The sequence below is a fragment of the Prauserella cavernicola genome, assembly GCF_016595675.1.
GTDB lineage: Bacteria > Actinomycetota > Actinomycetes > Mycobacteriales > Pseudonocardiaceae > Prauserella_A > Prauserella_A cavernicola.
In genome coordinates, this window is record NZ_JAENJH010000015.1 from 21,028 (window position 1) to 43,244 (window position 22,217).

General features: G+C 71.8%; 20 protein-coding genes and 1 tRNA gene. 6 read left to right on the top strand and 15 right to left on the bottom strand.

Annotated elements, in window-relative coordinates; all coding sequences use genetic code 11:
• Positions 1–2 precede the first annotated feature (2 nt).
• The 6 genes from JHE00_RS33230 to JHE00_RS36005 all read right to left on the bottom strand — a co-directional run bounded on the left by JHE00_RS33230 (position 3) and on the right by JHE00_RS36005 (position 5,780).
• A complete protein-coding gene (locus JHE00_RS33230; protein WP_200325959.1) occupies positions 3–620 on the bottom strand; it encodes an alpha/beta fold hydrolase in 618 nt (205 codons plus the stop codon).
• Entirely contained in the window at positions 617–1,321 is a 705-nt protein-coding gene (gene biuH / locus JHE00_RS33235; protein ID WP_200325961.1) for a biuret amidohydrolase, read from the bottom strand. The genes JHE00_RS33230 and biuH overlap by 4 nt, the downstream gene beginning before the upstream one ends.
• Positions 1,318–2,622: a cytosine permease gene (locus JHE00_RS33240; protein WP_200325963.1), complete on the bottom strand. Its 1,305-nt coding sequence runs from the start codon at positions 2,620–2,622 to the stop codon at positions 1,318–1,320. Before JHE00_RS33240 ends, biuH begins: the two co-directional genes overlap by 4 nt.
• A complete protein-coding gene (atzD, locus tag JHE00_RS33245; protein ID WP_200325965.1) occupies positions 2,619–3,674 on the bottom strand; it encodes a cyanuric acid amidohydrolase in 1,056 nt (351 codons plus the stop codon). The genes JHE00_RS33240 and atzD overlap by 4 nt, the downstream gene beginning before the upstream one ends.
• Positions 3,671–5,002: a nucleobase:cation symporter-2 family protein gene (locus JHE00_RS33250; protein WP_200325967.1), complete on the bottom strand. Its 1,332-nt coding sequence runs from the start codon at positions 5,000–5,002 to the stop codon at positions 3,671–3,673. Before JHE00_RS33250 ends, atzD begins: the two co-directional genes overlap by 4 nt.
• A 124-nt stretch (positions 5,003–5,126) precedes the next feature.
• Complete coding sequence (locus JHE00_RS36005; RefSeq protein ID WP_200325969.1) at positions 5,127–5,780, bottom strand: GntR family transcriptional regulator; 654 nt, start codon at positions 5,778–5,780, stop codon at positions 5,127–5,129.
• A gap of 47 nt (positions 5,781–5,827) precedes the next feature.
• Here JHE00_RS36005 and atzF point away from each other — a divergent pair, with 47 nt between their 5' ends.
• Positions 5,828–7,513 carry an allophanate hydrolase gene (gene atzF / locus JHE00_RS33260; protein WP_200325972.1) on the top strand — a complete coding sequence of 562 codons (1,686 nt, stop codon included), beginning with the start codon at positions 5,828–5,830 and terminating at the stop codon, positions 7,511–7,513.
• Between the two features lie 293 nt (positions 7,514–7,806).
• Here atzF and JHE00_RS33265 read toward each other — a convergent pair whose 3' ends face one another.
• Both JHE00_RS33265 and JHE00_RS33270 read right to left on the bottom strand, forming a co-directional pair.
• Positions 7,807–8,658 (bottom strand): LLM class flavin-dependent oxidoreductase, encoded by an 852-nt coding sequence (locus JHE00_RS33265; protein WP_200325974.1) that lies wholly within the window; start codon positions 8,656–8,658, stop codon positions 7,807–7,809.
• Positions 8,659–8,759: 101 nt separating this feature from the next.
• The gene (locus JHE00_RS33270) at positions 8,760–11,444 is read right to left on the bottom strand and encodes an AfsR/SARP family transcriptional regulator (protein ID WP_200325976.1); all 2,685 of its coding nucleotides are present in this window, start codon (positions 11,442–11,444) and stop codon (positions 8,760–8,762) included.
• A gap of 104 nt (positions 11,445–11,548) precedes the next feature.
• Between JHE00_RS33270 and JHE00_RS33275 the strand changes: the two genes are divergently transcribed.
• Complete coding sequence (locus JHE00_RS33275; protein WP_200325978.1) at positions 11,549–12,223, top strand: hemerythrin domain-containing protein; 675 nt, start codon at positions 11,549–11,551, stop codon at positions 12,221–12,223.
• Entirely contained in the window at positions 12,141–13,616 is a 1,476-nt protein-coding gene (locus JHE00_RS33280; protein ID WP_230425460.1) for a tyrosine-type recombinase/integrase, read from the top strand. The genes JHE00_RS33275 and JHE00_RS33280 overlap by 83 nt, the downstream gene beginning before the upstream one ends.
• 22 nt (positions 13,617–13,638) lie before the next feature.
• Here the strand turns inward: JHE00_RS33280 and JHE00_RS33285 are convergent.
• The 6 genes from JHE00_RS33285 to JHE00_RS33310 form a co-directional block, all read right to left on the bottom strand.
• Positions 13,639–13,711 (bottom strand) — tRNA-Ala (locus JHE00_RS33285).
• 74 nt (positions 13,712–13,785) lie between these two features.
• Positions 13,786–14,289, bottom strand: a complete 504-nt coding sequence (locus tag JHE00_RS33290) for a YbaB/EbfC family nucleoid-associated protein (RefSeq protein ID WP_200325982.1) — start codon at positions 14,287–14,289, stop codon at positions 13,786–13,788.
• An 8-nt stretch (positions 14,290–14,297) separates the two neighbouring features.
• Entirely contained in the window at positions 14,298–14,642 is a 345-nt protein-coding gene (locus tag JHE00_RS33295) for a YbaB/EbfC family nucleoid-associated protein (RefSeq protein WP_200326080.1), read from the bottom strand.
• Between the two features lie 82 nt (positions 14,643–14,724).
• Complete coding sequence (locus JHE00_RS33300) at positions 14,725–15,849, bottom strand: C40 family peptidase (RefSeq protein ID WP_200325984.1); 1,125 nt, start codon at positions 15,847–15,849, stop codon at positions 14,725–14,727.
• Positions 15,846–16,187: a hypothetical protein gene (locus JHE00_RS33305; RefSeq protein WP_200325986.1), complete on the bottom strand. Its 342-nt coding sequence runs from the start codon at positions 16,185–16,187 to the stop codon at positions 15,846–15,848. The genes JHE00_RS33300 and JHE00_RS33305 overlap by 4 nt, the downstream gene beginning before the upstream one ends.
• 119 nt (positions 16,188–16,306) lie before the next feature.
• Entirely contained in the window at positions 16,307–17,116 is an 810-nt protein-coding gene (locus JHE00_RS33310; RefSeq protein ID WP_200325988.1) for a DsbA family protein, read from the bottom strand.
• 71 nt (positions 17,117–17,187) lie between these two features.
• Here JHE00_RS33310 and hrpB point away from each other — a divergent pair, with 71 nt between their 5' ends.
• Positions 17,188–19,614, top strand: a complete 2,427-nt coding sequence (gene hrpB / locus JHE00_RS33315; protein WP_372440527.1) for an ATP-dependent helicase HrpB — start codon at positions 17,188–17,190, stop codon at positions 19,612–19,614.
• A 16-nt stretch (positions 19,615–19,630) separates the two neighbouring features.
• Here the strand turns inward: hrpB and JHE00_RS33320 are convergent, their stop codons facing one another.
• Entirely contained in the window at positions 19,631–20,425 is a 795-nt protein-coding gene (locus JHE00_RS33320) for an ion transporter (RefSeq protein ID WP_200325990.1), read from the bottom strand.
• A 111-nt stretch (positions 20,426–20,536) separates the two neighbouring features.
• Here JHE00_RS33320 and JHE00_RS33325 point away from each other — a divergent pair, with 111 nt between their 5' ends.
• A complete protein-coding gene (locus JHE00_RS33325; RefSeq protein WP_200326084.1) occupies positions 20,537–21,463 on the top strand; it encodes an ATP-binding cassette domain-containing protein in 927 nt (308 codons plus the stop codon).
• Between the two features lie 2 nt (positions 21,464–21,465).
• Positions 21,466–22,206: an ABC transporter permease gene (locus tag JHE00_RS33330; protein ID WP_200325992.1), complete on the top strand. Its 741-nt coding sequence runs from the start codon at positions 21,466–21,468 to the stop codon at positions 22,204–22,206.
• The last annotated feature ends 11 nt before the right edge of the window (positions 22,207–22,217 follow it).

Sequence of the window (22,217 nt, forward strand, 5' to 3'; positions counted from 1 at the left end):
GCTCACCCCGTCGGCACCAGCGCCGACAGCGCGGCGCCGTTCTCCAGATGCACGGCGTGCCCCACGCCCGGCAGCACCCGCTGCCGCGTGCCGAGGTGCTCGCACAGCGCGCGCACGCAGCGGTGGCGCGACGGCGGAGAGTGCTCTCCGACGGTGAGAGTGACGCGCGCGGCGTGCTCACCGAGCGGCGCGGGTTCGAACGCGCCGAACATCGCGAACTCGGCGGCGACGGTCTCCCGCGTCGCCGTGGTGCGGGACGGGTTCCACGCCGGCCCGTAGAGTGCCCGGCCGAACCCGGCGACGCCGCCGGTCCGCAGCCCCTCGGCCACGTGGTCGAGCATTCCCGGCGCGAGGGAACCGCCAGCCGGCTCGTGCAGCACGGCTCCCTCGATGGGCACCCCACGCGCGGCCAGTTCCAGTCCCAGGGTCGCCCCGCCGCTGACGCCGACCACCAGCGCCCCTTCGCACAACGGTGCGAGGAAGGCGATCTCGGTGTCGAGGTCGCCCGACTGCGGACGGTCGGGGCACAGCACCTCGACCGGGCCGCGCAGCGCCGCCGCCGTGGCGGCCCACACGCGCGAATCGGTCGCGGCGCCGTGCACGAGTACGACGCGCCTCACGCCGGGGCGGGGATCGCGCCGAGCGCGACCAGCAGCTGCTCGGAGGTCGCCACCGCACCGAAGATGCCACCCTGCATGGTCACCATGCTCAGCGCCGCCTCGTGGTGCCTGCGCTCCGTGGCACCCGTGCAGTCCGACAGCACGAGGCACTCGTAGCCCCGGTCGTTCGCCTCGCGCATCGTGGTGTGCACACACACGTCGGTGGTGATGCCGGTGAGGATCAGGTGCGTGATGCCCCTGGCGCGCAGCAGCAGATCGAGGTCGGTGGCGTAGAACGCGCCCTTGCCCGGCTTGTCGATCACCGCCTCGCCCGGCAGCGGAGCCACCTCGGGCACGATCTCCCAGCCCGGCTCACCGCGCACCAGAATCCGGCCGCACGGCCCGTCGCTGCCGATCTCGGCGCCCACCCGCGCCGAGCGCCAGCGCTTGTTCGCGGGCAGGTCCGACAGGTCCGGACGGTGGCCCTCGCGGGTGTGGAACACGGCGAGCCCGCGCTCCCGCGCCGCGGCGAGCACCCGCGCCGTCGGCTCCAGTCCCGCGCGGGTCAGTGCCAGGTCGTAGCCCATCTGGTCGACGTAGCCGCCCTTGCCGCAGAAGTCGGTCTGCCAGTCGATGAGCAGCAGGGCCGTGCGGGCCGGGTCGATGGCGCCGTCGAACGGCCACGTGTAGGGGTCGGCGTCCACGGTGGACAACGTGGTCATGCGGGGATCTCCTTGTCTGCTCGGGAGTTCAGTGCGGAAGCGAGGGTGACGACGAGCGCGGCGACCACGAAGCCCAGCACCGCGTCGGAGAGCCACGGCGCGAACGTGTGGGTCAGCAACCCGGCGGCGGCACCGGCCGCCCAGCCGGCGAACGGCGGCCAGCGCACCGCTCGCACCGCGCCGCGCGATCCGAGGCCGAAGCGCGGCAGCACGAGCTGGTCGAGGATCACTACCGCGCCGATCGGCGGCACGATCACCCCCAGCAGGTTCAGCCACTGCTCGAAGTAGGACCAGATCCCCGCCACCGCCAGCACCACGCCGACGGCGCCGAGGATCAGCGTGAGCCTGCGCATGCGGCCCCGGGTGAGCTGGCTCCAGCCGACCGCCCCGTTGTAGAGGCAGTGCGCGCACACCGAGCCGAGGTTGACGAACACGAACACCACCGCCAGCGGCACCAGCAGCCCGCCGTGCTCGATCAGCAGGCCGAGGAAGTCGCCGCCAGTTGTGCCCGGGTCGGCAGCGCCGCCGAGCGCCACCACGAACCCGCCGATCACGAGCGCGATCACCTGGCTCACGGGAAACGCCGACATCGCGGCCAGCAGACCCTCGCGGCCGGTACGGGACCAGCGTGTGAAGTCGGCGGTCATGGTGCCTGAGTCGATGAACGACGCGATCACCAGCGTCACGGCGGCGCCGAAGCTGAGCAGGCCGCCTCCGCCCTGATACGCCGTCGCGGGCGCGTCGCTCTCGGCGGCGGCGAGGAACACCGCGACCAGGCCGAGTACCACGTAGAACGGCGCGGCGACCATGCCGATCACCGACAGCGCGCGAATGCCCAGCAACGTCACGGCGACGAACGCGAGCCCCGCCACCAGCGTGGTCAGCCGTTCGTTCCAGCCGAGGCTGCCGTGCAGGATCGAGCCCGCCATCCCGGTCTGGAACGCGAACCAGCCGATCACGATCGTGGCGAGGAAACCGGACGGGATCGCCGCAGCCCTGCTGCCGAAGGTCTCGGCCGCGGTCAGCGCGAAGTTCTTGCCGGTGCGCCCCGCCAGTACGCTCAGCGAACCGACGTAGAGCATCAGGCACAGGCTGCCCGTGGCGATGGCGAGCATGCCGGGCCAGAAACCGAGCGAGTGCACGATGAGGCCGCCGAAGATCGCGCACGTCAGCACCATCGGGAACCCGAACCAGACGGCGGAGACCGACCAGAGGCCGCGGCGCCGGTCGAGCGGTACGGCCGTGTCCTCGAACTCGTCGATCCCGGCGTCGGGCCGGGACTCGCGGACGGCGGCGGTCATGTCGCCTCCCCACCGCGGGAGGGCAGTTCGTAGATCACGGTGATGCTGCCGCCACCGGAGCGGCCCTGGTGCTCGGCACCGCCGGAGACGTAGACGGCGCCGTCGCCCTTGAGCGCGGCGAGCAGCCCACCGACCGCGGCGCGGGCGTGCCGGGTGGAGTTGACGTCGGAGTCGGTGAGCATGGTGTGGCGCAGCCCGCGCACGGAGCCGGACGGGTCGGCCTCGGCCTTGGCGAAGACCTGCCGGACGCGCCCGCCCTGACGCTCCACCTCGTCCAGCAGCGCGGTGACGGACGCGAGGTCGATGGCGTCGGTCAGCTCGCCGTGCAGTGCGCGCAAGGGGTTCGCGGCCGCGGTGCTCTCCGCGACGACGAGCACGTGACAGTCGTCGAGTTCCGCGCCCGCGCTCGCCGACGCTCGCGCGGAGGAGACCTCGGCCTCGCCGGACAGTGCCGCGAGCGCGGCAGCGCGGTCGCACTCCCCCAGCGCCACGGCGATGCCCAGCGAGCTGGCGGCCCTGGAGCGGCCCATGGACTCGTAGGTGTCACCCGACACCGGTTCCCGCCCGGCCGCGCGCAGCGCGGCGATCTTGGCCGAGGTGAGCAGCGGGCACTTCACGAGTACGAAGTGAACGTCCCCGGTGGACACCCCGAGCTCGGCGACGAGCTTGCCGACCGTCTCGGTGACCGCGTCCACCTGCGCCGTCCTGCCGAGCTCAGCCGGGGAGAGCACGCGGGTGCGGCCGGCGGCGGCGACCAGGCCGCGGTCGAACCCCTCGTGCCGGGTCTCGTCCCGCACGAACAGGTTGACGTGCGGGCTCAGCACACCCTCCGTGCCGCCGGAGAACACGGTGACGGCGGAGGCGGGCAGGCGCGGCTCCCATGCCGCGGCGGCCAGGGTCCGGCTGAAGTCGTTGACGCACCCGTTGCCCTCGGTCTTGCCGATCACCGCCACGAGGTCGGCGGCCGAGTACCCGAGCTCGGCGAGCACGCCGAGCGCTGCGGTGTCATCGGGTCCGTCGGTGGGTGAGACGACGAGTGTGACGGCGCTCATGCCGCGGTGTCCTTTCCGGACCGGCGGGGCAGCAGGTGGTTGAACACGAGGTTGAGAACAAAGGCGACGATGACCGTGCTGGTGATCGCGCCGCCGAGGATGATCTTGACGGCCGACGGGAGCCCGTCGTAGACGTCGGGTGCGACGATCGGGATCATTCCCACGCCCATCGCGATCGAGACGATCAGCAGGTTGTCGTTGCCCGAGAAGTCGACCTTCGAGATCGTGGCGATGCCGACCCCGGCGACGGTGGCGAACATGACCAGGCTGACCGCGCCGATCACCGGTCCCGGCAGGCTGGCCACCACCTCGCCCATCTTCGGCACCAGGCCGAGCGCGATCAGGATGCCGCCCGCCACGACCACCACGCGGCGGCTGGTCACCCCGGTCATTCGCACGAGACTGACGTTCTGCGCGAAGACGGTGTCCGGAAAGGACGTCAGGAAACCGGCCAGCACCGAGGAGACACCGTCGGCCGCGAGGCCGCGGGAGAGCGACTTCGACTCAGGTGGCGTGCCGGTGGTCTCGGCCACCGACAGCAGGTACGCGGTGGACTCGGTGTAGATCACCAGCATCACCAGGCACATCGAGATGATTCCCGGGATCGGGAACGTGGGCGTGCCGAACAGGAACAGCGAGGGAAGCCCCAGCCAGTCGGCCGAGCCGACCGCGGAGAAGTCCGTCATGGACAGTGCCGCCGCGGCGATCGTGCCGAGCACGAGCGCGATCAGCACCGCGGACTGCGCGAGCATGCCCCTGCCGTAGCGCATGAGCGCGACGATCGTCAGCACCACGCCCGCGGCCAGTGCCAGCGGCGCGCCGCCGGCAGGCTCGTCGCCGAAGATCATGCTGACGGCCTTGCCGATGAGCGACAGCCCGATCATCGTGACGGCCGCGCCGCGCACGATCGGCGGGAAGAACCGGATCAGGCGGGCGAACGGGATGGCGACGAGCACACCGAAGATTCCGGCGGCGATCATCGCGCCGTAGACGGCCGAGAGCCCGTACTCCTCTCCGATCAGGATCATCGGGGTGACGGCCGTGAACGAGGCGCCCGCGACCACGGGCATCCGCGCGCCGAGCAGCTTGCCGATCCCCGCCGCCTGGATGACGGTGACGATCCCGGCCACCAGCAGGTCGGCGTTGACGAGCGTGGCGATCGTGGACTGCCGCAGGCCCAGGGCCTCACCGAACACCAACGGCACGGCGACACAGCCGGTGTACATCACCAGAACGTGCTGAAGTCCGAAGAGGAGCGTGCGCCACACGGACAGCCGCGGTGAGGGCACGCCCGGCGGCGATTCACCGCGGGTGGTTTCGGTCGACATGGGAGACGCCTCCGTGGGGACGAGGACTGACTCCCGGTTTTGTATACGAACGTTGTTTCGCTCGGGTTACCGATAGTTCATTCGACGTTACGGGGCCGGAATCGCTGCCAGTTTCGTATACGATCTATCCATGATCGAGCTCGGCGAGCAGCGCCTCGTCCCGCGCGATGTGCTCCCCCATCAGGTAGCCGGCCTGCACCGGCGAGCCGCTGAGGATCGCCTGCGCGATGGCGGCGTGGTCGCTCCACGACGTGCCGGTGCGCGACTCGAGGCGCTGGTCGAAGATCCACGACACCCGGCTCAGCACCTGCGAGAGCATGATCCGCAACTGGTGGTTGCCCGCCGCCTCGGCAACCAGGCTGTGGAAGCGCAGGATCAACGGCGGCAACTCGTCGTGGGCGTGGTTGAGGGTGGCCGAGCGGCCGAGCTCCACCACCCGCGACAGCTCGTCGGCCACGTCGCCACCCGCGCGCTCGGCGGCGAGCTGAGCGGCCAGCACCTCAAGGCCGCGCCGGATCTGCAACAGCTCCAGCGCGGCCTCACCCGACGTCGCCGAGACCGTCGCGCCGCGGTAGCGCACGAGCGTGACGAATCCTTCGCTCTGCAGCTGGGACAACGCCTCCCGGATCGGCACGCGGGACACACCGAAGCGCTCGGCCAGATCGGCCTCGCGCAACCGGTCGCCCGGAGCGAGCCGCCCGGCCAGGATGTCCTCCCGCACCGCCTGCGCGATCGCCTCCCGGGGCGCGGACTGGTTCACACCCTCGGCTGCGGTCACCTGCCGAGCCTAACTTCGGCGACCCCGCACACCACGGAAAGGACCCCATGAACCCCACCGAACGCGTCCGCGCCGCCTACCGCGCCATCACCGAGGCCGACCGGCCCGAAGTCTGGATCGCCCTGCGCGAGGAACAGGACGTGCTGCGGGAGGCCGAGGCGCTCGAACGCGCACTCACCGAGGGCGACGAGCTTCCCCTGGCGGGATTGGTGTTCGCGGTGAAGGACAACATCGACGTGGCGGGCCTGCCGACCACGGCGGGCTGCCCGTCGTTCGCCTACTCCCCCGCCGACAGCGCGACCGCGGTGCGCAGGCTGCTCGACGCGGGAGCACTCGTACTCGGCAAGACCAACCTCGACCAGTTCGCCACCGGCCTGGTCGGCACCCGCAGCCCGTACGGCGCGGTGCGGCACGCGCACCAGCCCGACAAGGTCTCCGGCGGGTCCAGTTCCGGCTCAGCGGTCGCGGTGGCGCTGGGCGTCGCCGACTTCGCGCTGGGCACCGACACCGCGGGCTCCGGCCGGGTCCCCGCCGCGCTGCACGGCATCGTCGGGCTCAAGCCGACGCTCGGGCTCGTGCCGAACACCGGCGTGGTGCCCGCCGCCCGCTCCTACGACTGCGTCACCGTGTTCGCGCAGGCGCTGCCCCTCGCGCAGCGCGTGCTCGCCGTACTGACCGGACCCGACAGCGCCGATCCGACCAGCCGCACCTGGCCCCCGGACACGCGGTTCGCCGCGACCGTCTCCCGGCTGGCGATTCCCGACGACGCGGGCCTGGCGCCCCTCTCGGCGGAGGCCACCGCCGCGTTCCACGCCGCCGTCGCCACACTGCGCGAGCGGGGCGTCACCGTGGAGCGCATCGACGTGCGGCCGTTTCTCGACGCCGCGACCCTGCTCTACGACGGCGCGCTGGTGGCCGAACGCTACGCCGCGGTGGGCGAGTTCCTGGAGGGCGAGCCCGCCGGGGCCGACCCGACCGTCACGAGGATCGTGCTCGCCGCGCGAGACCTGCCAGCACACCGGTTCGCCGCCGACCTCGAACGCCTGGACCGCTACCGGACCGAGGCTGCCGCGCTGCTCACCGGGTTCGACGCGCTGCTGCTGCCGACCACCACAGGACACCCCACCATCGCCGAGGTCGAGGCGGATCCGGTGGCGGTGAACTCCCGGCTGGGCACCTACACCAACTTCGTCAACCTGCTCGACCTCGCGGCCGCGGCGGTGCCCGCGGGAACCGCCGACGGCAGCCCGTTCGGCGTCAGCGTGATCACCCGCGCCTTCGACGACCAGATCGCCCTCGACCTCGCGGCGCTGCTCACCGGCGACGAACCCGCCACTCCGTACCCCACCGGAGGCACCGACCTCGTGGTGTTCGGCGCGCACCTGCGGGGCCAGCCGCTCAACCACCAGCTCACCGACCTCGGCGCCAGGTTCCGCAGCGCGGTGCGGACGGCGCCCGAGTACCGGATGGTGGCGCTGCCGACTACACCACCGAAGCCCGGCATCGTCCGCGACACCACCGAGGGGGCGAGCCTGACGGGGGAACGCTGGACGCTCTCCTCCTCCGCGCTGGGCGCGTTCCTCGCGGGCCTGCCCGCGCCGATGTCGCTCGGACCGATCACCGTGGACGGTGGCGGGCAGGTGCTCGGCTTCCACTGCGACCCCGACACCGCACGCGACGGCGAGGACATCACGCGGCACGGCAGCTGGACCACCTATCTCGGCGAAAGCTGACAATGCCGCACTCGCCAGCTCCGCGACGACGTTGCCCACGAAGCGGAGGACACCGATCACGCCGAGCAGCGCGACTACCAAACCGCGGCCGAAACCAGATTCGCAGCAGAGGGGATTGACGGCACAACAAAATCCCGCCTACCTGGTACACCCAGGCCAAGCGGGATTCCGAAACTGTGGCACTTCGCGGACAGCGGTCACTTCAGCCGGACCTTCAAGAAGCAGCACGGCCTCACCCCGACCGGCCTACGCCGCCTCAGCCAGGGGTCGTCGGGAAAGGCGTGAGCTTCGAGTCAGAGGACTACGTCGGCCAGTCGGGTGACCTCGTCGAGGTCGTCGGTTCCGGGGCCCAGGATCAGTTCGTCGACGCCCAGGGCCTCGAATTGCTTGACGGCGTCGCGCAGCGATTCCGCGTCGGTGTGCACGCCACCGACGACGACCTCCTGGTATTCGCCGGTAGCGGCGTAGTAATCGGCGATGTTGGCCCGGCCGCGGCCGGGATCGCCCAGCGCGAAGTAGTTGAGGCCGACCAGCCGGGGCTGTCCCGGCCGCCCGGCCGCCTGCCACGCGGTGCGGGCGGCATCGAAATAGCCGGACGCCAGTGCCGCCGGCACCGACCCGGCGATGTAACCGTCCGACGACTCGGCCATCCGGCGGTAGGCGGCCGGGGTGGTGGCGCCGAACAGCAGCGGCACCTGCCGTCCTCCGGCCGGAACCGCCGGGTTCGGGCTTCCCGGAACGGGTTCGCCTGCCCACATCGACCGGTAGGTCGCCAGGTCGCGGTCCATCCGGGCGCCCCGGTCCCTGGGTCCGTACCCGGGCACGACGAAGTCGTCCTCGCGGATGCCCACCCCGATACCGAGGGTGAGCCTGCCGCCGGAGACCCCGTCGATCGACGCCACCTCCTTGGCCAGTAGTGCGCCCGGCCAGGTGGTCGCCACCAGCACCTGGCTGAGCAGCCCGATCGTGGTGGTGGCACCTGCGGCCGCGGCCAGCGCGACGGTGTCCATCACGCCCGGATAGGCGACCCGGCCGGTGGTGCCCAGAGTGGCGAAGCCCGCTTCCTCCGCCCGGCGGGCCCAGGCGGGAATCACCGGGGCGTGGACGTCGCGGACCTGGTTGGGTAATCCGATGCCAATGCGCATCGAGGCGCTCCTTAGCTGGTACGGGTGTCGACGTTGCACGGGCCGTGGCCCGGCCCGCACCGTGATCCTCGTCAGGCGCCCATACACCCAGGTTGCAACCGTCAGACAGCGTGCGCCGGGGCGGTCAGGACGGCGACGGCGTCGTTGAATGTCGGTGGCTGTGCGGGAGGGGCGCCTGCGTACCAGCCGTGCGGCATGATCGACTGGAGGTAGGTACCGGCCGGCCGGATGCCGCTGCGCGCCTGGTGAAAATGGACGACGTCGCGGAGCAGCGCGGCGCCTGCCGCATCACCGGCCGCATCCAGGGCCAGGGCCCCGTTGTGCAGCACGGCCAGCTGGTTGCTCAGGTCGCCTTCGTCGAGGAAGCGCCGCAGCGAGGTCCGCAGCAGGGGCAGCGCTTCGCCGTCCCCCGCGTCGACCAGGGTCTGGGCCAGCATCAGCTCGCTGAGCGCGGCCGTCCAGACCAGCCCGGAGGCGTCGGCGAGCCGCACGGCGGCCCGCAGCCGGTGCCGGCCGTCGGCGATCCGGCCGGCCATGACGAGGGCGGCGCCCCACGCCATCGAGCTGGCCGCGATCAGCCAGGAGGTCCGCGTCTCGGTGGCGATCGCGTGCGCCTCGGCCGACGCGGTCAGCGCGATCGCCGGGTCGCCTCCCGGCAACTGGACCAGAGCCTGGTAGTAGCGGACCTCGGCGAGCAGGCTGCGATGCTCCGGTTCCGAGGCCACCGCCCGGAACGCCTCGGACAGCATGTGCCGTGCCGTGGTGTCGTCGCCGGTGAAGTAGAGCAGGCCGGCCGACGAGGTCTTGGCCCGCACGACGTCGCCGAGCGGGGCGTCCGGCGCGGCGGCCAGTGCCGCGGTCAGCATCCGGTTGCCCTCGGCGAGCAGGCCGCTGCGGATCCAGAACCACATGAGCCGCGCGGCCGTGCGCAATGCCTCGACCGGGGCATGCGTCAGGTCGTGCGCGAGCCCCGCGCGCAGGTTCGGCAACTCCAGACGTAGCGCCGCCATCGTGGTCGCGGACCGCACGCCCTGTAGATCGCCCGCGGCCCTGGCGGCCAGCTCGCGGACCCAGACGGCATGGGCGGCCTGGGTCGCCGCCGGATCTCCGTCCACGGACCGGCAGTACGCCCGGATCGTCTCCAGCATCCGGTAGCGCGCCGTGCTGCCGCCGGTCTCGGCGGTGACCACGGACTGGTCGACCAGCGAGACGAGCGCGCCGAGCCCGGCGGCGGAAGCCGCGGCCTCCAAGGGAAAGCCACCCTCGTACGGCCAGAGCCGCACCGCGAGGTCACGCTCGTCGCCGGAGAGAAGATCGAAGCTCCAGGCGACGGCCTCCTGCAACGTTGCGTGCGGGGTCATCGTGCCGTGCGGGATCCGGCCCAGCACGGTGAAACGGTCGTCCAGCTGCTCGATCAGCCCTCGTACGCCGAAGGTCCGCACCCGCGCCGCCGCCAGTTCCAGTGCCAGCGGCAGACGGTCCAGCGCGTCGGCGAGGCGGCGCAGATCCCGGCTGTCGGCGTCCTGCTCGAACCAGCCGGGCCTGCCCGCGCGGATGCGATCGGTCAGCAGCGTCACGGCGTCGTCGGCGGCCAGCGGCCCGAGCGGCAGAATATGCTCGCCGTCGACGCCGAGCGGGCCGCGGCTGGTGGCCACCACCCGCAGCGTGGGAATCCGGTCGAGCAGGTCGACGACGAGCCGGGCCACCTCGCCGGCGAGGTGCTCGCAGTTGTCGAGCACCAAGGGTTCCCCGCGCAGGCGCAGCCGCTTGACGAGTGCCTCGTACGGATCCCCGGCGAACCCGGTGATGCCGACCGCCGCGGCGACCGCCGAGACCAGGGGGGCGGGGTCGGCCACGTCGGCGAGCCGGACGACGGCGTCCCTCCCGGCCCATTCCACGGCCAGGCGCGTCTTGCCCGCCCCGGCAGACCCGACGACGGTGACGAGCCGATGCATGCCGACGAGGCGGTCCAGCAGGGCCAGATCGGCGTCGCGGCCGATGAACGACGACAGCGGCCGATCACCGGGCGCCGCGGTCGCGACGCCGGTGGCCGCCAGGGCCGGGTCCTGCGCCAGGATGCGGCCTTCGAGCTGCCGCAACTCCAGTCCGGGGTCGACACCCAGTTCCTCGGCCAGCAGGGTCCGGACCCGGCGCACCGCGTTCAGGGCGTCGGCCTGGCGTCCCGAACGGTAGAGCGCCAGCGCCAGCAACTGCCAACGGCGTTCGCGGTACGGCGCGGCGTGCACCAGCAGCTCGAGCATGGCCACCGCACCGGCGTGGTCGCCGGTGGCCAGCAGCGCCGCGGCGCCCTCTTCCTGGGCGCTGTCACGCTGTTCCACCAGGGCGGCACGGATCGCGGTCGTCGACTCGTCGTCGGCCAGATCCTCGTACGGTGTCCCGCGCCACAATCGCAGCGCCGCGTCGAAGGCCTCGTGCGCATCGGCGCGGCGGTCACCGGCCACCAGCGCACGGGCGCGGACGAGGTGGCCGCGAAACCGTTCGGCGTCGGTGTCGGCGGCAAGGAGCCGATAGCCACCGGCGGAGCGCTGCAACGCCGTGCCCGGCAGCACCCCGCGCAACCGGGAGACGTACACCTGCAGGGCGCCCGCGGGATTGCGTGGCGGACGGTCACCCCACAGTCCTTCGGCCAGGCTGTCCTCAGAGACCGGCCGCCCTTCCGCGGCGATCAGGATCGCCAGTAGCCTGCGTGGAAGCCGGCCCCCGACGTCGACCGGCCGATCGCCCGCACGGACCTCCAACGGACCCAGCACCGCGAACGTCAGCACCGCACCATGTAAGCCGATGTCACCGACGGCGGCAAATGGCGCGGCGGCCGCGCCGTATCCGTGTTGTATGCGCTTTGAAAGGTACGGCCTCGAAGCTCGCTTCCATGCACAACGAGAAGATGGCCGACAGCCGCGACATGATCGGCGTGCACGACGCCATGCGGCGGGAATTCGGCGATCTGCCCGCGCTGATCGCCGGCGTGCCAGCGGGTGACGCGGACGGCACCGCCGTCGTCGCCGGCCACGTCCTGATGATGGTCGACTTCCTGCACGCCCATCACACCAGCGAGGACGACCATGTGTGGCCTCGGCTGCGGGAGCGTTGCCCCGACGACGTCGAGCCCCTCATCGAGACGATGGACCGGCAGCACGCCTTCATAGACGGCGAGCTGGAGGCGCTCGCCGCGGGCGGCCGGCGTTGGCAGGCCTCCGCCGACGCCACCGACAGGGATGCCGTCGCCGCCGTCGCGGAGCGTCTGCTGCCGCCGCTGTACGAGCATCTGGAACTGGAGGAGGAGAGGGTCCTGCCGCTCATCGATCGCCACCTGACCGAACGCGAGTGGAAGGCGACCGCCGAGGCGTCCCTCGGCAAGGTGACCTTCGCGCGGCGTCTGCTGATGCTGGGCATGGCCCTGCACGGGGCGAGTGAGGAGCAGGCCCAGCTCCTGCGCGCCGCCGTCCCCGCCGTCGTCTGGCATGCCGGTCGCCCGCTCGGGACCCGTCTCTATCGCACCCACCGTGAGCGCCTGGCCTCCGCGAGCCGGGGTTCAGATCTCTGATCCACCCGCAACGGCCGCTCGGACGGCGTCGGCCAGCACGCGCGGGGACGTGGTGGCGCTGGGGTTGAGCAGGACGTCGACGCCCCGCTCCGACGATGTGGAGACTGATCAACGTCGCCAGCTGTGGATCGACCCGGCGGGCGGTCGACTCACGCTGCGATCGTGGGTGGAGCGGTGGCTCCCGGTCCAGGACCTGGATCCGCGAACGGTGGACAACTACGAGAGCTACCTGCGGTGCCACGTCCTTGTCCGTTTCGGCGCGACGCCGCTGGGGGAGATCACCGCACTGGACATCGATGCCTGGGTCAAGGAGTCCTGGGAGGAAGGCTATGCCGCTGCGACGGTCGTGAGCTGGGTCAAGCTGCTCTCGATGATCCTCAATGACGCGGTCGCCCAGCGATTGATCCCGGTCAATCCGGTTCGGCAGCGGCGCCGTCGTGGGCGTCGCTGCCAGACGATCGCGCGGGAACGGATCTGGGCGACACCGGAGCAGGTGCTCCGGATCGCGAACCAGGCCGGCATGCTCGGCGGGCAGATAGCGCGGTTGCTGGTGATCACCGCGGCGTGGACCGGCTGCCGATGGGGCGAGCTCGCAGCGCTGCACCGGGACAATCTCGACCTGGATAACGGTCGGCTTGTCGTCGACGCTCGGGTCGGGTCCCTGCACGAGTCTCGGGGTCGGCGGTGGCTCGGCCCACCGAAAACTCCCTCATCGGCCCGCACCATCGTGCTGCCGCCGTTCCTGATCAGGCTGCTGCGCCGGCATCTGGAGACGCATCCCTACGAGTTCGTGTTCGCGAACACCTGCGGGAGTTGGCTGTGGCGTTCGACCTTCGACCGGCGGGTACTGCGTCCGGCGATCGACGGCATCCGTAAGCCCGGTGTGCGGGCGTATCCGGTGTGTCCGGGGCTGACATTCCACGGGCTGCGGCACAGCCACGAGACCTGGCTGATCGCCGGTGGAGCGCCCGAGATCGCCCAGGCCCGCCGACTGGGCCATCACCTGCCAAACCGAGTGGTCGAGGTCTATTCGCACGTGGCGCCGGAGGTGGAGACGCGGCTACTGGCCGACCTGCAACGTCGTTGGCACAAGGCCACCCGCAGCCCCTACCCGAAGGGGCCGAAGCAGAAGACGGCAGCGAACAACCGGCCGCAGACGACTCAGCGAGCCAAACGTAACCGGCCAGCTTCCACTGCCCCCATCACCGCTGGAAGGAGGAACAACGGCACCAATACCTCCCGAGCAGCGGCAACATGGCACCAGACATCCGGCGGGCTGGAGCGAAGTGCTCCAGAAACACCCCAGCAGGGACAGTCGATCACTTGTCGAAGCGGATCACCCAAGATCGGCCGCATACATCAAGAAGCCCCTCCGACCAGCCGAAACGACTGAATCAAAGGGGTTCTTTACGATGTGGAGCTAAGGGGACTCGAACCCCTGACCCCCTCACTGCCAGTGAGGTGCGCTACCAGCTGCGCCATAGCCCCGAAGTGAAGCGGGAGTGCCGCTCACGTGTTGAATACTTTACCCCACCGCCAACCAGGGCTCACGCGGGGGTCGTTCAGCGATCCGAGCGTAGTGAGGCGGGGTCGAAAGTGTCCAGGTCGTAGCCGTCACCGGGGTCCTCGGCCCGCTCCTCGCGGTGCGGCCGGCGCTCGCCCAGCCGCTCCGCCCTGCGGCGCTGGAACTCCTCCACCGTCAGGCCGGTGTCGTCGTTCGCGGCCCGCGCGGGCGCGGGCGCGCCCGAAAGCTGCTCGATCAGGTACGTCATGTCCTCGCCGAGCAGCAGCGCGACCTGGTTGTAGCCGGCCTGCGTGGCCTCCTGCATCGCCACCTGTGCCACCTCGACGATCAGCGAGCCCAGCCGGTCGGGGCCCCAGTTCGCGGCCGAGGGCGACAGTCGCAGGTCGAGCAGCTTGCCGCGCGCGTCGACGGTGAGCCGGATGGTGCCATCCAGGTCGTGGGCCGTGCCCGTCGCCTTGGCCATCAGGCTCTCGACCTGGGCCAGCGCGTCCTGCCGGGCGTAGGCCTGCCCGATGAGCTGCTTCGTGGTCGGCTCGGTCATCGCGAGGTTCACCTTCCCCCTGGTCCGACGTACGGGGCGTCGTCCTCGTCGTCGGGCAGCGGTTCGTAGCCGAGCGAGGCCAGCTGCTGGTCACTGCCGGGACCGAGCACCGGGGAGAGCGCCCGGTACATGCGGTCGCCCGCCCTTCGGGTGGCCTTGTTCGCCAGCTCGACGATCTGCCGCGCGACGGCGTCGGTGCCCGACCGCAGCGCCGCGTGCGTCAACGTGACGTCCGTGAGCAGACCGCCGGGCGCCACCTCGACACGAATGGAGCCGTCGCCGGACTCCGCCTTGCCCGCGACGCTGCCGATCCGCGCGAAGCGGTCCTGCGCCTGCGCGGCCGTGCGGTTCATCTGCTCGTCGATCCGGGACGCCTCCCGGTCGATGTCGATCTCCCCCACTACGCGGCCCTCCCAGCCAGATCCCGGACAAACACTAGCCGGTGGGGCGGTAGAAGCCGATGAACTGCTGGCCCGCGTTGTCCGTCCGGATCGGGCCGATCTGCACGGGATCGCCGGCCTCGATCATCTGCCCGTCGCCGATCACCATCGCGACGTGGCCCGACCACACCACCAGGTCACCCGGCAGCAGCTGATCCATCGACGGCACCTCGGCCCCGACGGTCTGGGTCTTCGCGATGCGCGGGATCTCGAGCCCCGCCTCGCCGTAGGAGGTCATGGTGAGGCCGCTGCAGTCCAGGCCGACGTCGCGCGCCGTGCCGCCCCACACGTAGGGCACGCCGAGCTGCGAGATCGCCGCGCGCACGGCCTTGGCCGCCGTCTCGTTCGGCGCCTCGACGGTCGTGCCGCCCGGCAGGTTGATCTCGACGCCGCTGCCCGGCTGCAGCGGGATCGCCACCGGCAGCCTCGGCTTGGTCACGGCACCGCCGCTGCCGCCGGATCCACTGCCGCCAGAGCCGCCGGAATCGCCGCCACCGCCGCTGCCCTGCGCGTTGAACGACGACGCGACCTGGGTGTTGCTCCCGCCACTCGCGCTGCTCGCGCTGGTGGACTCACCGCCGCCGAGCCTGCCCGCGATGCCGGTGAGCGCGCCGAGGGTCTCGGCGCTGCTGTCGGCGGCCTGCCCGGTGAGCTCACCGATCTTGCGCTGCAGGCCCACCATCAGCTCGCGCACCGCGGCCTGGCCGCCGGTGGGCGCGGGCGGGGTCTGCCGCGCAGCGGCCACGGCCTTCATGGTGTTGCTGATCTCGCGGATGATCTCCTCGCGGACGCGGTCGTTCTCGACCTGGCCGACCTTGAGCGCCTCGGCTGCCTCGGTGACGGCGTCCTCGATCTCCCTGCTCTCCCGCAGCAGCGACTCGACCTCGCGCTCGAGACTCTCCGACGTGCCCGTGGCCAGGTCGGTCGCGTGCCCCGACGAGCGCGACGCCAGCGAAACCCGCTGGTTTCCGACCGAACCCTGCACCCCGTCGAGTGAGCTCCGCAGCGCGCCCTGCCCACCGACCGCGCCGTCGATGGCCCCGTCGTCGGTGCGCAGTTTGCCCGCGAACTGGTCTGGCAGGTCCAGCGAGCCGCGCATGAGCTGTGCCGTCTCGGTCATCTGAGCTCCCTGCCCAGCCGGTCGATCTCGGCCTGCTGGTCGGCTTCGACGGCGTCGTAGTTGGCGCTGGTCGCCCGTGCGGCGTCGCCCATCTGCCGCCACTGCCCGCCGAGGTTGCCCAGCCGCTCACTCAGCCCGCGCATCCTGGCTGAGTAGGCGCCGGCGAACCCGGCCTCGGAGCCCATCGAGGAGAAGCCGTCCCCCGCCAGCTCCACGTGCGGCGCGACGTGCGAGTCGCCCGCCCCTCGAAGGTCGTCACCCGCCGGGTCGATCGCCCGCGCGTAGTCGGCGTAGGCCCCCTCGTCGACCCGGAATCCCCGGTGTGGTGTCCCGTCCACGCGTCCCCCTTGTCGTCCGGGGAGTGCGACGGCGGTGACCCGCACACGGTTCCCCCGGGCACTCCGGGTTCAGCCTAGAACACCCTGGGTACACGAGCGGGCGGAATCGGCGAGGCCGGTCAGCTGCCCGCGTTCGCCGTGAGCTTGTCGAGCCACTGCGGGTCGGCGGCGAAGTCGACGATCTTGCCGTCGTGGGTCACCGTCGGGGTGCCGAAGCCGCTCCTGCCGCCGAAGTCCTGGTGCAGCGAGGAGTCCTCGCTGATCCGCTGCATCTCCGCGGTGAGCTGCTGGTCGAACTTCCCGTTGTTGATGCCGGCGGCGAAGGCCTGGTCGGTGATGCCGAGGTCGCGGCCCAGCTGGATCAGCTGTTCCTTGCTGTAGCCGCGCTTGCCCTCCTCGGGCTGGTGCGCGAAGAGGCTGTCGTGGAAGGCCGTGAACTTGCCCGCGTCGGCGGCCAGCAGCGAGGCATTGGCCGCGTCGAGCGAATAGCCCGCCGGAGTCGAGGCGTCCACCAGCAGCGGGACCATGTGCGTGCGCAGGAGCAGCTCGCCCTGGGCCACCTTCTCGTTGATCTGCTTGCCGAACTCCTGCTGGAACCGGCCGCAGACCGGGCACAGGAAGTCCGCGTAGACGTCGATGGTGACCGGGGCGTCCGGGTTGCCGGTGACGGCGACGAGCCCGTCGCGCTGCTCGGGGTACTGCGAGGCGGGGACCTGACTGGTGGGGATCGTCTGGCCCTCGGTGGCGTTCTGCGAGGAGTTGGTCCAGATGAGCCCGCCGACCACCACGGCGGCGATCAGGACGACCACGCCGACGATGATGCCGATGCGCTTCGAGTCGATGCCGCCCCTGGCCTTCGCGACGGCCTGTTTGCCGGCCGCCTGCTGCTGTTGCCGGCGCTTGCGCGCGGTCCGTTCCGCTCCGCCCACTGGGGTCCTTCCTCGTGCTCTGCTCCACCTAGGCTAGTGACCGAGTCTGAGAACACTGTGAGGAGGCGGCCGTGCCGATCGCGAGCCTCGTCACAGCGAGCCTGCCCGATCTGCCCGTGCGTGACGTGCTGCCCGACCTGCTGGCCGCGCTCGACGGGAGCGGCAGTGCGGTGCTCGTCGCGCCGCCGGGCACCGGCAAGACCACCGTGGTGCCGCTGGCGCTCGCGCGCGAGGCCGAGGGCCGGGTCGTGGTCGCCGAGCCGAGGCGCCTGGCCGCCCGCGCGGCGGCGAGCCGGATGGCCGCGCTGCTGGGCGAAGACGTCGGCGAGACCGTGGGCTACGCGGTGCGCGGCGACCGCCGGACGTCGAAGCGCACGCGCATCGAGGTGGTCACCACGGGCCTGCTGGTGCGCAGGCTCCAGCACGACCCCGAACTGCCGGGGGTGTCGGCCGTGCTGCTCGACGAGTGCCACGAACGCCATCTCGACGCCGACCTGCTGCTGGCGCTGCTGCTCGACGTGCGGGAGGGCCTGCGCGACGACCTGCGCCTGCTCGCGACGTCGGCCACCGTGGCGGCGGGCAGGCTCGCGGCGCTGCTCGGCGACGCCCCGGTGGTCACGGCGCACGCCACGACGTATCCGGTCGACGTCCGGCACGTGCCACCCGCACGTACCGAGCGCATCGAGGCGTGCGTGGCGCGCGCGGTCCACACCGCACTGTCCGAAACCGACGGTGACGTGCTCGTGTTCCTGCCGGGCGCGGGAGAGATCGGGAGGGTGTCCGCCCTGCTCTCCGGGATCGACGCCGACGTCCTGCCACTGCACGGACGCCTCTCCCCCGCCCGCCAGGACACCGCACTCACCGAGGGAGCGCGCAGGCGGGTGGTGCTCGCGACGGCGGTCGCCGAGTCGAGCCTCACCGTGCCTGGCGTGCGGGCCGTCGTCGACTCCGGGCTCGCGCGCGTGCCGAGGGTGGATCACCGGCGCGGACTGCCCGGACTGGCGACGGTGCGGGTCTCCGCCGCGGTGGCCGACCAGCGAGCAGGCCGCGCGGGCAGGCAGGGGCCCGGCACGGTGTACCGCTGCTGGCAGGCCCACGAGCACTCGAGCCTGCCCGCCTACCCGGAGCCCGAGATCCGGACCGCCGAGCTCTCCCGTCTCGCGCTGGAGCTGGCGTGCTGGTCGACTCCGGACGGCAGCGCGCTGGCCTGGTGGGACCCGCCGCCCGACGGCGCGCTCACGGCGGGCAGGCGGCTGCTGCACACGCTCGACGCCGTCGGCGAGGACGGCACGGTCACCGACCGCGGCGCGCGGATGGCGGCGCTCGGGCTGCATCCCCGGTTGGCTCGCGCCCTGCTCGACGGAGCGGCCGAGGTGGGCGCGCACGCCGCCGCCGAGGTGGTGTCCGTGCTCGACGAGGGCGCCCAGCTGACCGACGTCGACGCCGAGCTGCGCAGGCGCCGCGCGGGTGCCGACGCACGGTGGCGGCGCGAGGTCCGCCGCCTCGAAGGTCTCGTCGACGGAGGTCGCGAGAAACCCGACGCCGCGGCCGTCGTCGCGCTGGCCCACCCCGAACGGCTCGCGAGGCGGCGCGCCGAGGGATCCCGGGTGTACCTGCTGGCGGGCGGCACGGCGGCCGAACTGCCGCCGGGCAGCGGACTCGGCGAGCCCGAGTGGCTCGCGGTGGCCGAGGCGACGCGCGAGCCAGGCCGCGTGCACGGCGTGATCCGGCTCGCCGCCACGGCCGACGAGGAACTCGCCACCAGGATCGCCGCGAACCTGGTGAGCGAGAGCGACGAGATCACCTTCTCCGGCGGCGAGCTCGTGGCGCGCGCGGTGCGCAGGCTCGGCGCGATCACGCTCGCCGAGCGCCCGCTGCCCGACCCGGACCCCGCGCGCGTGCGCGAGGCCGTGCACGAGGGCCTGCGCCGCGACGGCCTCGACCTGCTGTCGTGGCCCGCGGGAGCGGTTCGGCTGCGGCAGCGGCTGGCGTTCCTGCACGAGCACGCGGGCACGCCGTGGCCCGACGTCGCCGACGAGGCGCTGCTGTCCAGATTGGACGAATGGCTGGAGCCGGAGCTCTCCGCCGTGCGCCGCAGGGGCGACCTCGCGCGCATCGACACCGAGTCGGCGCTGACCCGACTGCTGCCCTGGCCCGAGGCACGCCGCTTCGACGAGCTGGCACCCGAGCGCATCGAGGTGCCGACGGGCTCCCGCGTGCGGGTGGACTACTCGGGAGCAGAACCGGTGCTCGCGGTGAAGCTGCAGGAGACGTTCGGCTGGCTGGCCACACCCCGCATCGGCGGCGGAACGGTACCCGTCGTGCTGCACCTGCTCTCCCCCGCCGGACGGCCAGCCGCCGTGACGGCCGACCTGGATTCGTTCTGGCGCAACGGATATCCGGGCGTCCGGGCGGAACTGCGCGGCCGGTACCCGAAGCACCCGTGGCCGGAGGACCCGCTCACCGCCGAGCCCGCGCGCGGAACCAGACGGCGCTAGTCGTCGCTAGTCGTCGCTAGTCGTAGAGCCGGCGTTCGGGGCGTGCGGGCAGCGTGGATTCCAGCTCCTCGTCGTCGTCCTCGTGCAGCCCCAGCTGCACCGCCTCGCGGATCTGCTCGCGATTCTCGCGCACCACCTCGGCGAAGAAGCGGTCGATACGCTCGTCGGTGAGCACGTCGAGCACCACGCGAATCGTGGTGTCCACAACGGAACTCACGATCTCGTCGTGGAACGGCAGCTTCGAGAGCCTGCCCGCCTGCGGGTCGTTGCGGAGCTTCTCGGTGACGATCTCGCGCAGCATCTCCTTGTTGCTGCCCAGCGAACGCGCGAGGTTCTCGGGATAGTTGCCAGTCTCGAGGACCTTCACCACCTCGTCGAGCACCGCCACCGTGATGGGCTTCTTGATCGCGAGCACGATGGGCCGCGAGAACCGCTCGATCAGCCGCTGCGTGAACCGCTCGCCGAACGCGCGGTCGGCGGTGCGCGCCAGCCTCACCACCACCACGACGATGCGGATGAGCCGGAAACCGCGCAGTGCGGGATGCGCGATCGGGATCATGCCGAGGATCTCGTACCAGTGCCGCAGCGGGAACTTCTTGTCCCAGCTGTGCAGCCGCCACCGCCACAGGAACTCGACCAGGAAGATCCCGCAGATCGCCGTGTCGATGACGAAGATCGTGTGCGAGACCTCGGGCGAGACGTCGAAGAACAGGACGTAGCACAGCAGGGCCACCGAGAAGACCGCGAGCGCGAGCATCACGTAGTCCACGATGTTCGCATTCCGCCCGCGCAGGGCCGCACCGCTGTTCATGGGCGGCATTGTGCCCCACCAAAGTCGATCCCTGCTCGTTGCTATCGGGCAGTGTGTCGGCGCCTCGCCCGCTCCTACCTTCGTGACCTGCACAAGGACCTGGAGGAGAACATGATCACGCTGCGCGCGCTGACGAAACGCTACGGCGACAAGACGGTGGTCGACGACCTGACGTTCGACGTCGAACCGGGCACGGTGACGGGCTTTCTCGGGCCCAACGGGGCCGGCAAGTCCACGACGATGCGCATGGTGCTCGGCCTCGACCATCCGACGTCAGGCCAGGCGCTGGTCGGCGGACGCACCTACGCGAGCCTGCGGCATCCACTGCGCGAGGTGGGCGCGCTACTGGACGCCAAGGCGCTGCACCCCGGCCGGACCGCGGAGAAGAACCTGCTGGCGATGGCGCACAGCAACGACGTCGACCCCGCCAGGGTGGGCGAGGTGCTGGAACGGGTCGGGCTCGCGGAGGCGGCGCGCAGGCGCACGGGCACGTTCTCGCTGGGCATGTCGCAGCGGCTGGGGATCGCGGGCGCGCTGCTCGGCGATCCGGGTGTGCTGATGTTCGACGAGCCGGTGAACGGACTCGATCCCGACGGCGTGCTGTGGATCCGCCAGTTGCTGCGCTCGCTGGCCGCCGAGGGCCGGACCGTGCTCGTGTCGAGTCACCTGATGAGCGAGCTGCAGCTCAGCGCCGACCGGCTCGTGGTGATCGGCAAGGGCAGGCTGCTCGCCGACGCCGCGCTGGACGAGTTCATCGCCGGCCACGGCACGTCCACGGTGCACGTCCGGCTGCCCGCCGCGGGCGACCGGCGGGTGCTGGCCGACCGGCTCGGCGAGCGGGGCGCGGAGGTGGAGCTGCCCGCCGACGGCGAGCTCGTGGTGCACGGGATGTCCGCGGAGCGCGTGGGCGATGCCGCACACGCGCTGGGGTTGCGGCTGCACGGGCTGACGACCCGCTCGGCCTCGCTCGAGCAGGCGTATCTGGAACTGACGGCAGGCACCGTGGAGTACGGCGCCGCGGAATCGGTGGGAGTCTGAGGATGGCCGCGACACGGGCGGAATGGACGAAGCTGTGGTCGGTGCGCTCCACGTGGTGGTGCCTCGGCAGTGCGGCGGCGCTGATGCTGGGGCAGTCGGCGCTCACGGCGATCTCGGAGTCGGCGGACTCGTCGGCCACCGCGATCGCGGTCGAGGGCGTGTTCTACCTGGTGCAGTTCGTGGTGCTGGCGCTGGCGACGCTGACGATGGCGGGCGAGTACTCCACGGGCAGCATCCGCTCGACGCTGCAGTGGGTCCCGGTGCGCAGGCGGGTGCCGGCGGCGAAGTGCGCGGTGCTCGCGCCGACGTTGTTCGCGCTCGGGACGGTGCTGGCGGCCGCGGCGGTCGCGGTGATCGTGCCGCTGCAGCCAGAACGGGCACCGGACGTCTCGGGTGGCGAGGTACTGCGCACGGCGCTCGCGGTGGGCGGCTACTGCGCGCTGCTCGGGATGCTGACCGTGGGGATCGCGGCGGCGCTGCGCAGCGTGGCGGGCGCGCTGACGGTCACGTTCCTGCTGCTGCTCGTGGCACCGGTACTGGCCGGTGGCATGGGGCTCATGGCGATCGTGGACTACCTGCCCGGCGTCGCGGGCACCAACGTCATGCTCGGTGAGGGCGCGCCGAGCCTGCTGACCGGTGCGCCGGTGCCCTACTCCGAGTTCGTCGGGTTCGCGGTGCTGGTGGCGTGGACCGCGGTGGCGCTCGCCGTCGGCGACGCGCTGCTGCGGCGGCGCGACGCCTAGAGCTCGTCAGG

Bases quoted from the DNA above. Each gene is read 5' to 3' on its own strand.
- biuH (WP_200325961.1), bottom strand. From the start codon at position 1,321: ATGACCACGTTGTCCACCGTGGACGCCGACCCCTACACGTGGCCGTTC.
- JHE00_RS33300 (WP_200325984.1), bottom strand. From the start codon at position 15,849: ATGACCGAGACGGCACAGCTCATGCGCGGCTCGCTGGACCTGCCAGAC.
- JHE00_RS33320 (WP_200325990.1), bottom strand. From the start codon at position 20,425: ATGAACAGCGGTGCGGCCCTGCGCGGGCGGAATGCGAACATCGTGGAC.
- JHE00_RS33240 (WP_200325963.1), bottom strand. From the start codon at position 2,622: ATGACCGCCGCCGTCCGCGAGTCCCGGCCCGACGCCGGGATCGACGAG.
- JHE00_RS33330 (WP_200325992.1), top strand. From the start codon at position 21,466: ATGGCCGCGACACGGGCGGAATGGACGAAGCTGTGGTCGGTGCGCTCC.
- JHE00_RS33325 (WP_200326084.1), top strand. From the start codon at position 20,537: ATGATCACGCTGCGCGCGCTGACGAAACGCTACGGCGACAAGACGGTG.
- JHE00_RS33295 (WP_200326080.1), bottom strand. From the start codon at position 14,642: ATGAACCGCACGGCCGCGCAGGCGCAGGACCGCTTCGCGCGGATCGGC.
- JHE00_RS33250 (WP_200325967.1), bottom strand. From the start codon at position 5,002: ATGTCGACCGAAACCACCCGCGGTGAATCGCCGCCGGGCGTGCCCTCA.
- JHE00_RS33275 (WP_200325978.1), top strand. From the start codon at position 11,549: ATGCACAACGAGAAGATGGCCGACAGCCGCGACATGATCGGCGTGCAC.
- JHE00_RS33290 (WP_200325982.1), bottom strand. From the start codon at position 14,289: ATGACCGAGCCGACCACGAAGCAGCTCATCGGGCAGGCCTACGCCCGG.
- atzF (WP_200325972.1), top strand. From the start codon at position 5,828: ATGAACCCCACCGAACGCGTCCGCGCCGCCTACCGCGCCATCACCGAG.
- atzD (WP_200325965.1), bottom strand. From the start codon at position 3,674: ATGAGCGCCGTCACACTCGTCGTCTCACCCACCGACGGACCCGATGAC.
- JHE00_RS33265 (WP_200325974.1), bottom strand. From the start codon at position 8,658: ATGCGCATTGGCATCGGATTACCCAACCAGGTCCGCGACGTCCACGCC.
- JHE00_RS33280 (WP_230425460.1), top strand. From the start codon at position 12,141: ATGCCGGTCGCCCGCTCGGGACCCGTCTCTATCGCACCCACCGTGAGC.